This window comes from Micromonospora sp. WMMA1947 (assembly GCF_027497355.1).
In the GTDB taxonomy this organism is placed as follows: Bacteria; Actinomycetota; Actinomycetes; order Mycobacteriales; family Micromonosporaceae; genus Micromonospora.
Genome location: NZ_CP114909.1, coordinates 4,463,246 through 4,475,107 on the forward strand (window position 1 = coordinate 4,463,246; position 11,862 = coordinate 4,475,107).

Below are 11,862 nucleotides of genomic sequence, written 5' to 3' on the forward strand. Positions count from 1 at the left end.
CGACCACCGGGAGACGCCGCCGGGCGGGGCGCACGCAGCGCCCCGCCCGGTCCGGTTCCCGGCCGGCTCACCTGCGGAAGGCAGCCACCGCCTCCTGGATCGCCGGCCCGGTCGCCGAGGACGCCTGCGCCCACGACTCGAACTCCAGGGCGGCGGCGAAGTCGGCCGTCTCCGCGGTGCGCACCGACGTCTTGATGTCGCGGGCCAGCGCCGGGTCCAGCGCCGCCCACCGCCGGGCGCGCTCGTGCGCGGCGGCCAGCGGGTCGTCGGCGAGCGTCGCGGCGAGCCCGACGCGTACCGCCTCGGGTCCGTCCACGCTCCCGCCGTCGAGCAGCAGTTGCAGGGCGCGTTCCGGGCCCAGCGCCCGGGTGAGGAACCAGGTGCAGCCCCCGCCGGGGTGCAGGCCGAGCTTCGTGAACGAGGCGATCAGCTTCGCCTTCGGCCCGACGATCCGGGTGTCGCAGGCGAGCGCCAGGTTCAGCCCGGCGCCCACCGCCGGTCCCTGCACGGCGGCGATCGTCGGGATCGGCAGCGCCCGTACCCGCAGGAAGCTGTCGTACACGCGGTGCAGGTCGGCGCGGATCTCCGCGACGCCACGGCCGGGCTCGCCGAACAGGGCGGGCAGGTCGGCGCCCGCGCAGAACGCCGTGCCGGCGCCGGTGACCACGAGCGTCCGGGCGTGCCGGTCGGCCGCCACCTCACTGATCGCGTCGCCGAGCGCGTCGCGCATCTCGGCGCCGATGGCGTTGCGCCGGTCCGGGTCGTTGAGCGTGAGCGTCCAGCGCCCGTCCTCGTTGTGCAGTTCCACGGTGCTCATGACTTCGCCTCCTGCTCGGTCAGCCAGGACCAGACGGCCGCGCTGCCGCGCGGCACCAGCGCCGCGCCGAGCGAGGCGGCCCAGAACTGCTGGGTGCCGTTCTCGTCCCGCCAGGACCAGAGCCTGCGGGTGGACAGATGCAGCGGGTGCTCGCGGGTCACGCCCATCGCCCCGTGCAGTTGGTGTGCGCCGCGCGCCACCAGCGTCGCGGCCCGCCCGGTGAGCACCCGCGCGGCGGCGACCCGCAGCGGGTCCGGGCCGGTCAGCGCGGCGTCCAGCGCGGTGCCGGCCAGCAGCGTGTGCGCCGTCATCCGGGCCAGTGTCTGCCCGACCGCCTGGAACGCCAGCAGCGGCCGGCCGAACTGCTCCCGCGTCGTCACGTGCTGCCGGGTGTGCTCCACGGCGGCCTCGAGCGCGCCGGTCAGCGCGGCGGCGGTCAGCAGCGCCGCCTCGGCGCGTACCGTCGCGGCGGGCGCGACGCCGGTGAGCCGAACGCCGTCGGTGACCGGCACGTCGAGCGTCACGTCGTCGCGCGGCTCGGCGGCCAGGTTGCGGCCGGGCGTGACCCGGACGCCGGGGTGGTCGGCGGGTACCGCGAACGCCTCGTCGGCCGCGTACACCAGCAGCGTGCGCGCGGCGGCGGCCCACGGCACGCGGGCGGCCGTGCCGCGCAGCCGCCCGCCGGTCACCGCGATCCCGTCGCCGGTGACCACCGTGGCGACGCCGTCGGGCAGGCCACGGCCGGCGGTGGCGAGCTGCCGGGCGGCCAGCACGGTCTCGGCCAGTGGCAGGGAGACGCCGTGGCGGCCCAGCCCACGCACGAGCGCCACCAGGTCGGTGAGGGTGCCGCCGGAGCCGCCCGCGCCCTCCGGCACCGACACGCCGGTCCAGCCCAGCCCGTGCACTGTGGACCAGAGCGCGGGCAGGCCGTCCGGGTCGCCGCCGTGCCCGCCGAGCACGTCGTCGGCCAGCTCCCGCAGCTCGTCGCCGCCGTGCCGGGCCGCCCGGGCGGCGCCCTTGGCGATGATGGTGCGCAACACCTCGGTGGTGCCGCCGCGGATGGAGAAGCCCGGCGCGGCCAGCAGGCCCTGGGCGAGCAGCCCGGCCGGTCCGTCGCCGTCGGGGTCGGGCTCGACGTCGAGCACGGTACGGGCGATCTCGTTGACGTCGGCCTCGAACTCGGTGCCCAGGTCCTTCAGCACCGCCGCCGCGTGCACCGGGGCCTGCCCGGCGTCCAGCTCACCGGCGATCCGCCAGGCCAGCCCGCGCAGCCCGGCCAGCCGGGCCAGCGCCGTACCCAGCGCGGCGTCCGCGTCGCGCCGTGCGGCGCACGCGTCGACGGTGGCGGCCAGCAGCGGGTACGTGCTGAGCACCCGTTCCATCCCGCCGCGTTCGAAGGACAACTGCTCGGTGACCTGCGTCCAGCCGTTGCCGGCGGTGCCCAGCACGTGGTCGCCGGGCACCGGCACGTCGTCGAAGACGACCTCGTTGAAGTGGTGCTCGCCGCGCAGGTCGACGATCGGCCGGACGGTCACGCCGGGCGCGGACATGTCCACGATCAGCTCGGTCAGCCCGTCGTGCCGGTCGTCGCCGGTGCCGGTGCGGCACAGCACGTAGGCGTGCGTGGACCGGTGGGCGTGGCTGGTCCAGATCTTGCCGCCGGTGAGCCGCCAGCCGTCGCCGTCCGGGCGGGCCGTGGTACGCACCGAGGCGAGGTCGCTGCCGGACTCGGTCTCGCTCATGCCGAGGCAGAACGTCACCTCCCCGGCGGCGATCGCCGGCAGGTACCGCTCGCGCAGCGCGGGGGAGCCGTACCGCAGGACGGCCGGGCCGATCTGCCGGTCCGCGATCCAGTGCGCGGCCACCGGCGCCCCGGCGCGCAGCAGTTCCTCGGTGACCACCAGCCGCGCCCGGTTCGAGCGGGCCTGCCCGCCGTACTCGCGCGGCCAGGTCAGGCCGATCCAGCCCCGCTCCGCCAGCGCGCGGCTGAACTCCGTGTCGTACGAGCGCAGCCACGCGTCGCACACCGGCCGGAACCGGTCGCCGTCGCGCCACTCGCCGACCAGCTCCCGCACCTGCCGGCGCAGCTCACCGAGATCGTCGTCAGTCATCCTCTGTCCGTTCCCTTCGCCACTGAGTAGCCGCGCTCGGCGGCCCGCCGCAGCACGCCGACGGCCGCGGCGCGCTCGGTCGCCGCGACCGGCGGCCGGGGGACCGCGTCGTCGACGGGTACGCCGAGCGCGGTCAGGTGGGCGCGCAGCACGTCGCCGTCCGCGGTGACCTCCTCCAGCCGCGGATCCGCGCCGAGCCGCACCACGCCCCACCGGGTGTGCAGCCGCACCAGCGCGTCCGGTGCGGGCGCGGCGGTCACGTGCTCGACCGCGCGCACGATCCGGCGCGGGTCACGGGCGCCGTGCAGCAGCACCAGTTCCCGCGCCGCCGCCGCGATGTCGGCGGCGCCACCGCCACCGGGGAGCCGTACCGTGGGCCGCTCCCGGGGGCCCAGGTACGACGAGTTGATCCGGCCTCGCAGGTCGACGTTGCCGGCGTCGAGCACCACCCGGTCGAACCGGTGGCGCATCGCCAGCAGCACGTCGGCGGTGCCGCCCAGCCAGCCGAACCCGCCGGCGTACGCCGGGTAGTCGGTGGTGCTCGTGGGCACGTCGGCGCCGGCCCGGTGCGCGCTGGCGCCGGCCTCGAAGACCTGGCTGAACGGTTCGCCGGGCAGCGCGTACGCGCACTGGCCGGCCAGCACCGGCCAGTGGAAGCCGGTGAACACCCAGCCGCCGCGCCGGAACTCCCGCGCCGCCCGGACCAGGAAGTCCGCGGTGCTCACCGCACCTCCTCGGCCAGCCACCGCCGGAAACCGTCGGCGGTGGCCGAGCAGCGGGTGTACCGCTCGTACGCCCGCACGTCGCGCGGGTACCGGCCGACCGCGCCGTCGGGGCGTACCGCGCCGGGGTGTTCGACCACCGCGTCGACGAGCAGCCCGGGGATGCTGATCCCGGCGGCGCGTACCGTCTCGGCGTCGGTGACCTCCTCGGCGACGAGCACCGTGCGGCGGGCCGCCTGGGCGGCGACGAGCACCTCACCCAGCGGGCCCCGGATCACCCCGTTGCCGTCGGCGTCGGCCAGGTCGACGTGGACGAACGCCACATCGGGCCGCTCGGCCCGGACCACCCGCGCCGGCCCGAACGCCGAGTCCACCCGGGACAGCCGGCCCCGGCTCCAGTCCTCGTCCACGTAGCCGGTGCCGGGCAGGTCCGGCACCGGCATGAACGGCACCCGCCAGGCGCCCGCGGTGAGCGCGGCGGTGAGCAGCCCGAGGCTCAGCTCGTGCAGCGTCACGCGGGTGTCGCCGTCCTGCGCGGCCCGCCGGAAGTTCCAGGCCGGCGCCGGGCCGACCGGGCTCCAGCAGTGGCCGTACGTGGCCGAGCGCAGCACCCCCGCGCCGAGCAGCTGGTCCATCAGCAGCCCGCCGGAGGCGATCACCACGTCCACGTCCCGGATCCGCTGCCGGATCATCTCGTGCCCGACGGCGAACAGTTGCGCGCCGAAGTTGCCCAGGTAGACCCGCCGGCCGGGGCGTACGTGCTCGGCCACGACGTCGGCGAGGGCGCGGCTCACCGGTACGCCTCCGCCAGCATGTGCAGCCCCGGGCCCAGGTGCGCGCCGCCGTCGAGCTGGACGAGCTGGCCGGTCATCATGGCGGCGGCCGGGCCGGCCAGGAACGCCACCAGCTCGGCGACCTCCTCGGCGCGGGTCGGGCGGCGCAGCGGCGTGGCCCGGTCCACCAGGTTGTCCCGCACGTGCCGGTCCGCCTCCGCGTCGAGCGCGGCGGTGAGCACCGTACCCGGCCCGAGGCAGTTGAGCCGGATGCCGTCGGCGGCCCACTCCAGGGCCAGCGTGCGGGTCAGCCCGAGCACGCCGGCGCGGGCCGCGACGGCGTGCGCCATGCCCTGCCCGCCGCGTTCCACACCGGACAGCGACATGTTCACCACCGCACCGCGGCTGCGCCGCAGGTACGGGTACGCGGCGGTGGTGAGTTGGAAGACGCTGGTGAGGTTCAGGTCGACCACCGCGGCCCAGCCGCGCGCCGAGATTCGCGCGGCGGGGGCGAAGAACTGCCCGCCGGCGTTGTTCACCAGCAGGTCGATCCCGTGGGCGTCGCCCACCTCGGCGACGGTGGCGGCAGCACGGGCGTGGTCGCGGACGTCGCAGACCGCGTACGCGTATCGGCCGTCCCCGCCGTTGGCCAGCTCTCCGGTGGCGGCGAGCGTGTCGGCGTGCCGCCCCAGCCCGGTCACGTGGGCGCCCAGCTCGACCAGGCGTACCGCCACCGCCCGGCCGATGCCGCTGCCGGCGCCGGTGACCACCGCGTGCCGTCCGGCGAGCACACCCGGGCGCAGCACGCGCACGTCGCTGTCGTCCTCGCGCGTCACCGGGCGGCCCTCGCCTCGCCGATCGCCTGCCGCCGCAGCAGTTGCGCCGGCCGGTAGCGGGGGTCGCCGAACGCGTCGGCCATCGACCGCAGGGCCTCGTACACCGTCCCCGCCCCGGCGGACCGCAGCGTCTCGAACGGCCCGCGCGGATGGTTCATCGCCAGGCGCAACGCCACGTCCACGTCCTCGGCGGTGGCGGTGCCCTCCTCGACCACCATGGCCGCCTCGTTCACCAGGCAGTGGGCGAGCCGGTCGCCGACCAGGCCGGGCAGCGCCGGCACCCGCACCGACGGCGCGCCGAGGTGATCCAGCAGCCGGTCGACGAAGCCGGGCACGGTGATGCCCGCCACCGGGTCCTCGACGACCTCGGCGAACACGGCGTCGTCGGCGCGCCGGTGCAGCCGGATCCAGCCGACCTCCGGGGGAAGCACGTCGGCCCAGCCGGCGTCCGAGCTGTCCAGCACCACGTTCTGCCGGGCCGCCAGCCCGGCCAGCTCCGACACCCGCTGCGGGGTCGGCGCGCCGAGGCTGACCACGGGGGCCGCCGGGCCGTTCGGTTGCCCCGGCTGCCGGACCACCCGGGCGTTGGCGTCGCGTGGCGGCTCGGTGGCGTAGTCGTAGAAGCCGCGGCCGGCCGCCTTGCCGGTCAGGCCGGCCCGGACCAGGCCGCGCACCTGGGGGATGGGCCGGTACCGGGGGTCGCCGAACTCGCGCAGCGCGGTCTCCGAGGAGGCCAGGTGGGTGTGCAGCCCGGTGAAGTCGAGCAGTTGCAGCGGTCCCATCGGGTGCCCGAGCGCGCCCCGGGCGACCGCGTCCACCACCGCCGCCTCGACGCCCTGCGCGAGGAGGAGCTGCGCCTCGTAGTACAGCGGGCGGCAGACCCGGTTGACGATGAAGTTCGGCGAGTCCCGGCACACCACAGCGGTCTTGCCGAGCGACTCCACGAGCGCCAGCGCCCGCCGTACCGCCGCCTCGGCGGTGGCCGCGCCGACGATCACCTCCACCAGGCGCATCCGGGTGGGCGGGTTGAAGAAGTGCAGGCCGAGCAGACGTTCCGGGGCGCCGAACGCGCGGCCCATCTCGTTGACGCTCAGCGACGAGGTGTTGGAGGCGACGAGCAGGTCCGGCCCGCCGGCCGCGGCGACCCGGGCGAGCAGGTCGCGCTTGGCGTCCATGTCCTCCACGATCGCCTCGATCAGCACGTCCGCGCCGGCGAGCGCGGTCTCGACGTCGGCGGCGGCCTCGAGGTCGCCGGTCGCGCCGTCGGCGCGGATCCGCTCCAGGCCGGCGCGGCCCAGCTCGGCGGTGGCGTCGACGACCCGGACGGTGAGCCCCGCCGCGGCGAGGACCTGCGCGATGCCCCGGCCCATCGGCCCGAGGCCGACCACGACGGCGATCACCGGGTCACCCGCTCGATCACGGCGGCGATGCCCTGCCCGCCGCCGACGCACAGGCTCGCCACGCCGTACCGGCCGTCGCGGCGGGCCAGCTCGTGCAGCAGCGAGACGACCAGCCGGGCACCGCTCTGACCGGTCGGGTGACCGAGGGCGATCCCGCCGCCGTTGACGTTCACCCGCTCCTCGTCCAGGCCCAGCGCGCGCACGTTCTGCACGATCTGCGCGCCGAACGCCTCGTTGATCTCGAACAGGTCGATGTCGCCGACGGTCAGCCCGGCCCGGCGCAGGGCCATCGGGATCGCCTCGGCCGGCCCGACGCCCATCATCGTGGGATCCACGCCGACCGCCGCGAACCCGACGATCCGGCCCAGTGGGGTCAGCCCGTACCGCCGTACCGCCTCGCCGCTCGCCACCACGACCGCCGCGGCGCCGTCGGCCATCTGGCTCGCGTTGCCCGCCGTGACCGTGCCGCCGTCGGTGAACGACGGACGCAGCCGGGCGAGCCGGTCCGGTGTGGTGTCGGGGCGTACCGTCTCGTCGCGGTCCAGCTCGTCCAGCGGCAGCACCTCCCGCGCCATCGCGCCGGACTCCCAGGCCCGGGCCAGCCGCTGGTGGCTGCGCGCCGACCAGGCGTCCTGGTCGGCGCGGGACACCCCGAACTCGCGGGCCACCTTCTCCGCCGTCTCGCCCATGCTCATGCCGCAGATCGGGTCGGTGCCGCCGTCGCGCCAGCCGTCCTGGAGCAGGACGTCGCCGCGCCGCACCCCGTCCCAGCGCAGCGTGTACGGCGCCAGGTACGGCATCGTGCTCATGCTCTCCGCGGCCACCGCCAGCGCCACGTCGGCCTCGCCGGACCGCACCGACCGGTGCGCGAGCTGCACCGCCTTGAGGCCGGAGGCGCACGCCATGTTGATCGTCTGTGCCGGCACCGGCACCGGTACGCCCGCCGCGAGCGAGACCTGCCGACCCGGGTTCGGGCCGTTGCCCGCCTGGCGGCAGTTGGCGACCACCGTCTCGTCCACCGCCTCGGCGGGCACCCCGGCCCGCGCCAGCGCCTCGGCGCCGGCCAGCCCGCCCAGGCGCACCACCCGTACGTCGCGCAGCGCGCCGCCGTACCGGCCGTGCGGGGTACGCACGGCGCCGACCAGGAACGCTTGCCTGTCCATCACGGAACCTTCCGCTCGGCGCGTACGACGCGCTTGCTCTTGTGGGTGCTGCGCGGCAGCGTGCCCTCGGCAACGGTCTCCACCACCGCCCGCACCGTCAGCTCGGCGCGCACGGCGTGCGCCAGCTCGCGGGCCACCCGCTGGTCGTCGCCCGTCACCTCGACGCGCAGCTTGATGCCGGTGAGGTAGCCGGTCGCCGGGTCGGTGACGTCGTCGTCGAGGACGATCAGGTATTCGCCGCAGGTGCCGGGGGTGGCGCGGACCACCTGCTCGACCGCGGACGGGAACAGGTTCACCCCGCGTACCACGAGCATGTCGTCGGCCCGGCCGACGACGCCGCCGGGCAGCCGGGCGAGCGTGCGCCCGCACGGGCAGGCCGTGCTGTCGCGGACCACCACGTCGCCGGTGGCCCACCGCACCAGCGGCGTCGCCCGCTTGTCCAGGTGGGTGAGCACCAGCAGGCCGGGGGTGCCGTCGGCCACCGGCTCGTGGGTGTACGGGTCGAGCACCTCGGCGTACGCGAAGTCCTCGGCCAGGTGGCCGCCGGCCTGTTCCTCGCACTCCCAGGCGATCGGCTGGAACTCCAGGCTGCCGTAGCCGTCGAAGCACTTCGCGCCCCACCGCTGCTCGATGTGCGCGCGGGTGGCCGGCACTCCGGCGCCCGGTTCGCCACCGACCTGGATCCGCCGCACCGGCGAGTCGCGCAGCGGTGTGCCGGCGCGTTCCGCGGTCTCGGCCAGGTGCAGCATGAACGACGGTGTCCCGCCGACGGCTGTGGTGCCGTACCGGAAGATGGTGTCGATCTGACGCTGGGTGTCGCCGGACCCGGCGGGCAGCAGCGTCACGCCGATGCGCTGGTAGCCGGCTGTCGCACCGAGCCCGCCGACGAACCAGGCGTAGCTGAACAGGCACTGGTACACGTCGGTGTCCCGGACGCCCTGGCTGTACGCCGCCCGCGCGTACAGGTCGGCCCAGCGGTCCAGGTCGTGCGCGGTCCACAGCACCGGGGTCGGGTTCGAGGTGGTGCCGGAGGAGAAGTGCACCCGGCGGCGGTCGGCCACCGGCGCCGCGACGGCGCTGCCCCACGGCGGGTGGGCGGCCAGGTCGGCCACGTAGTCGGCCTTGCCGACCAGCGGCAGGCGGCGCAGGTCGGCCAGGTCCCGGACGTCGCCCGGGTGGAAGCCGAGCGCGTCCCACCGGGTGCGGTAGAAGTCGCTGGCGGTGTACACGTAGGACAGTTGCGCCTTCAGGCGGGTGAGCTGGTACGCGGCCAGCCGCTCGCGCGGCCACGTCTCGGCCTCGTGCCAGTGGCGCGCGGAGAACGGCCCGGTCATCGCGGGCTCCGGCGCAGCCCGCCGACGATGAAGTCGGCGTACTCGTCGGCGAGCCGCTGGCGGGTGTTGTAGTCGCCGCGCTGCGGGTCGTACCAGAGGCTGATCCAGTTCAGCGCGCCGAGCAGCGGCTTGGTGGCCAGCCGGCTGTCCACCTCGCGGAACACCCCGGCCTCGCGGCCCTCGTCGATGACGTCGGCGAAAATCTGCTCGTACCGGTCGCGCATGGCGATCACGGTCTCCAGGGCCTGCTGCTGCGCCGGCGCCTCGCCGAGGCGGCGCATCTCGACCGCGCGCATCGCCACCCGCTGGAACGAGTTGCGGGTCATCATCAGCCCGGCGTGGTGGTGCGCCATCCGCCAGAGCCGGGTGGCCGGGTCGAGACCACCGTTGCCGGCGATCGGCTCGATGCCGTCGATCAGCTCCTGCATCCCGGTGGTGACGATGTCCAGGAAGACGTCCGCCTTGGCGCGGTAGTAGTGGTAGACGCGCCCCTTGGTGGCGCCCATCTCGCGGGCGATGTCGTCGATGGTGGTGGCCGCGTACCCGTTGCGGGTGAACGCGGTGGCGGCCGCCTCCAGGATGTCCCGCCGGCCGGGGGCGGGCGGGCGCGTGGTGGTCTCGTCGTCGGCGCTCATGCGGCGGTCTCCGGTGCGGTGTCGGGTACGACGGCGAGCGGGCGGATCGGTGACCCGGTGCCGCCCCGGATGGACAGCGGGGCGGCGATGAAGAAGAAGTCCCAGACCTCCTCGGCGGCCAGCGGCGCGAGGTTCATCGCCTCCATGATCGGCACGCCGTGGTCGACGAGCAGGTGGCAGTGCACCGCCAGCGCGGGGCTGGGCATGTGCTCGAACGCGATGGTGTCCGCGCCGGCCGCCACCACGCCGTGGTCGGTGAGCCAGCGCGCGCCGCTGACGTCCACGCCGGGTGCGCCGGTGGCGACACCGAGGTACGCGGCGTTGTCCGTCCACTTCTCGTCCCAGCCGGTGCGCACCAGCACCACGGCACCGGGGCGGGGGCGGGGCCGGTCGGCGAACCAGCGCTCGAACAGCTCCGCGCCGACTCCGTCGGCGGGCGTCAGCGGCCGGCCGAGCGCTACGGTCGCGTCCACCAGGTGACCGGGCGCCAGCATGGGCGGCAGGTCGTGCACGGACACGTCCGGCACCCCGCCGGCGTACGACTGGCTCGCCGTGACGTCCACGCCGCCGTACACCTTGCCGAGCCGGGAGACGTGCGCGAGCCCGTCGACGTGGGTGCCCACGTGCCCGCCCGTGGTGATCATCTCGGCGGCGGCGGAGACGCCGTCCGGGTACATGATCTCGCCGTGCCGCTTGGTCAGCGTGAAGCTGTACGGCGGGTGGTTCGGGTGGTGCGGGATGCCGGTGTACATCTGCTGCGCCAGGTCGAACACCCGGCTGGCGCCGGACGCGGGCCAGTCGACGCTCAGCCGCCAGGGCGCGCTCATGCCGCCACCGACGCCTTGATCGCCCGGCCCAGCACCAGCCGCTGGATCTCCGAGGTGCCCTCGTAGATCTCCAGGATCCGCTGGTCCCGGTAGAGCCGCTCGGCCGGGCAGGGCTTGCAGAAGCCGTCGCCGCCGAACACCTGCACGGCGGTGTCGACCGCCCGGTGCGCGACCTCGCTGGCGTACAGCTTGGCCATCGCGCCGAGGATGCCGACGTCGCCGCCCTCCTGGTGCGTCCGGGCCGCCTCGAAGGTGATCATCCGGGCGGCGGTGATGCCGGTGGCGACGTCCGCCAGCGGGAACGAGACGCCCTGGTTGTCGATGATCGGCCGGCCGAACGTCTCCCGCCGGACCGCCTCCCGCGACGCGACGTCGAAGCCGGCCAGGGCGACGCCGAGCGACTGGGCCGCGACGCTGATCCGCCCGGCGGACAGCGTCTGCATGGCCAGCCGCATTCCCCGGTTCAGGTCGCCGAGCACGTCACCGTCGGGCACCCAGGTGTCCAGCTTGAGGTTGCTGGTGAGCGTCCCGCGGATGCCCATCTTGTCCTCGTACCTGTCGATGACCACGCCGTCGGCGTCCTTGTCCACCAGGAACGCGGTGATGCCGCGGGTGCCGGCCTGCGGGTCGGTGAGCGCGAAGACCACGTAGTACCGGGACGCGCCGCCGTTGCCGATGTAGATCTTCTCGCCGCGCAGCCGCCAGCCCGCTCCCTCGCGTTCGGCTGTGGTGCGGATGCGGGCGGCGTCGCTGCCGGCGCCCTCCTCGGTCAGCGCGAAGCTGATCGCCTCGCCCCGGGCCAGACCGCCGAGGTAGCGCTCGCGCTGCGCGGGCGTGCCGGCCAGCACCAGAGGGGTGGCGCCCAGCGCGTACGCGGTGAGGATCGCGCCGGTCGACGGGCAGGCGCGGGAGACCTCCTCGATGACCGCGCAGGCGGTGACGAACGACGCGCCCCGCCCGCCGTGCTCGCGCTCCACGAGCAGCCCGGCCAGCCCTTCGTCGACGAGCACCCGCACGCTCTCCCACGGGTAGCGCTGCTCCCTGTCGAGTTCCTCGGCCAGCGGCGCGAAGTGGCGCGCCGCCACGTCCCGGGCGAGGTCGCGCCAGTGGCGTCCCTCGTCGTCCAGGCGTGGCTCCCAGATCACGGACACGTGGTGCCTCCCGGTTCTCCGGCGCGGGCCGGTCGTTGCGCGCCGCGCCATACCGTTGCGTATGTCGAGATGTCTAGGCGGTGCTCGTTGTCG

11 protein-coding genes are annotated in these 11,862 nt (G+C 75.5%); all 11 read right to left on the reverse strand.

Features of this window, described 5'->3' with window-relative positions:
* Positions 1 to 67: 67 nt before the first annotated feature.
* From O7604_RS21070 to O7604_RS21120, 11 genes are read right to left on the reverse strand one after another with little or no spacing between them, the layout of a single operon-like run.
* Entirely contained in the window at positions 68 to 817 is a 750-nt protein-coding gene (locus O7604_RS21070) for an enoyl-CoA hydratase (RefSeq protein WP_269705468.1), read from the reverse strand.
* A complete protein-coding gene (locus O7604_RS21075) occupies positions 814 to 2,928 on the reverse strand; it encodes an acyl-CoA dehydrogenase family protein (RefSeq protein ID WP_269705469.1) in 2,115 nt (704 codons plus the stop codon). The genes O7604_RS21070 and O7604_RS21075 overlap by 4 nt, the downstream gene beginning before the upstream one ends.
* Complete coding sequence (locus O7604_RS21080) at positions 2,925 to 3,653, reverse strand: co-chaperone HscB (protein ID WP_269705470.1); 729 nt, start codon at positions 3,651 to 3,653, stop codon at positions 2,925 to 2,927. The genes O7604_RS21075 and O7604_RS21080 overlap by 4 nt, the downstream gene beginning before the upstream one ends.
* Entirely contained in the window at positions 3,650 to 4,444 is a 795-nt protein-coding gene (locus tag O7604_RS21085) for a CoA-transferase (RefSeq protein ID WP_269705471.1), read from the reverse strand. The genes O7604_RS21080 and O7604_RS21085 overlap by 4 nt, the downstream gene beginning before the upstream one ends.
* A complete protein-coding gene (locus O7604_RS21090; protein ID WP_269705472.1) occupies positions 4,441 to 5,259 on the reverse strand; it encodes an SDR family oxidoreductase in 819 nt (272 codons plus the stop codon). Before O7604_RS21090 ends, O7604_RS21085 begins: the two co-directional genes overlap by 4 nt.
* Positions 5,256 to 6,659, reverse strand: a complete 1,404-nt coding sequence (locus O7604_RS21095) for a 3-hydroxyacyl-CoA dehydrogenase NAD-binding domain-containing protein (protein ID WP_281577505.1) — start codon at positions 6,657 to 6,659, stop codon at positions 5,256 to 5,258. The genes O7604_RS21090 and O7604_RS21095 overlap by 4 nt, the downstream gene beginning before the upstream one ends.
* The gene (locus tag O7604_RS21100; protein WP_281577506.1) at positions 6,656 to 7,822 is read right to left on the reverse strand and encodes a thiolase family protein; all 1,167 of its coding nucleotides are present in this window, start codon (positions 7,820 to 7,822) and stop codon (positions 6,656 to 6,658) included. Before O7604_RS21100 ends, O7604_RS21095 begins: the two co-directional genes overlap by 4 nt.
* Positions 7,822 to 9,156, reverse strand: a complete 1,335-nt coding sequence (locus O7604_RS21105; protein ID WP_281577507.1) for an AMP-binding protein — start codon at positions 9,154 to 9,156, stop codon at positions 7,822 to 7,824. The genes O7604_RS21100 and O7604_RS21105 overlap by 1 nt, the downstream gene beginning before the upstream one ends.
* Positions 9,153 to 9,791, reverse strand: a complete 639-nt coding sequence (locus O7604_RS21110; RefSeq protein WP_269705476.1) for a TetR/AcrR family transcriptional regulator — start codon at positions 9,789 to 9,791, stop codon at positions 9,153 to 9,155. The genes O7604_RS21105 and O7604_RS21110 overlap by 4 nt, the downstream gene beginning before the upstream one ends.
* Positions 9,788 to 10,618 carry a cyclase family protein gene (locus tag O7604_RS21115; RefSeq protein WP_269705477.1) on the reverse strand — a complete coding sequence of 277 codons (831 nt, stop codon included), beginning with the start codon at positions 10,616 to 10,618 and terminating at the stop codon, positions 9,788 to 9,790. The genes O7604_RS21110 and O7604_RS21115 overlap by 4 nt, the downstream gene beginning before the upstream one ends.
* Positions 10,615 to 11,769: an acyl-CoA dehydrogenase family protein gene (locus O7604_RS21120; RefSeq protein ID WP_281577508.1), complete on the reverse strand. Its 1,155-nt coding sequence runs from the start codon at positions 11,767 to 11,769 to the stop codon at positions 10,615 to 10,617. The genes O7604_RS21115 and O7604_RS21120 overlap by 4 nt, the downstream gene beginning before the upstream one ends.
* Positions 11,770 to 11,862: the final 93 nt, after the last annotated feature.

Coding starts and splice junctions, on each gene's coding strand:
- O7604_RS21070 (WP_269705468.1), bottom strand. CDS start 817: ATGAGCACCGTGGAACTGCACAACGAGGACGGGCGCTGGACGCTCACG.
- O7604_RS21075 (WP_269705469.1), bottom strand. CDS start 2,928: ATGACTGACGACGATCTCGGTGAGCTGCGCCGGCAGGTGCGGGAGCTG.
- O7604_RS21100 (WP_281577506.1), bottom strand. CDS start 7,822: ATGGACAGGCAAGCGTTCCTGGTCGGCGCCGTGCGTACCCCGCACGGC.
- O7604_RS21105 (WP_281577507.1), bottom strand. CDS start 9,156: ATGACCGGGCCGTTCTCCGCGCGCCACTGGCACGAGGCCGAGACGTGG.
- O7604_RS21110 (WP_269705476.1), bottom strand. CDS start 9,791: ATGAGCGCCGACGACGAGACCACCACGCGCCCGCCCGCCCCCGGCCGG.
- O7604_RS21115 (WP_269705477.1), bottom strand. CDS start 10,618: ATGAGCGCGCCCTGGCGGCTGAGCGTCGACTGGCCCGCGTCCGGCGCC.